Source organism: Colwellia marinimaniae, from assembly GCF_002207865.1.
In the GTDB taxonomy this organism is placed as follows: domain Bacteria; phylum Pseudomonadota; class Gammaproteobacteria; order Enterobacterales; family Alteromonadaceae; genus Colwellia; species Colwellia marinimaniae.
Window position 1 is genome coordinate 1 of record NZ_BDQM01000549.1, and the last position, 232, is coordinate 232.

The 232-nt window shown below is 44.0% G+C and carries 1 protein-coding gene; it reads right to left on the reverse strand.

The window, feature by feature from the left end; translation table 11 throughout:
* The coding region (locus MTCD1_RS22070) for a PDC sensor domain-containing protein (protein ID WP_438819318.1) at positions 1–232 on the reverse strand (232 nt) is incomplete at both ends.

The following is a 232-nucleotide window of genomic DNA, read 5'->3' on the forward strand; positions in this document are numbered from 1 at the left end:
CCTTGTAATTGCCCATTACGGTAAAATGGTTCGGCGATACTCACCAATAGATTGTTGGTAAATGCATCTTTATACATAGGCGTAATAATTGTTTTTCGTTGACGTTTTGCTTCTTCATACCAACCTCGTGCACGCGGGTCGTATTCCGATGCGTCATGTTTTCCGCTCGTCGCACTATAAGAACGCCCATCTTCAAAACCGACGAGTATGTCTGTTGCTTTCGTTGCTGCAT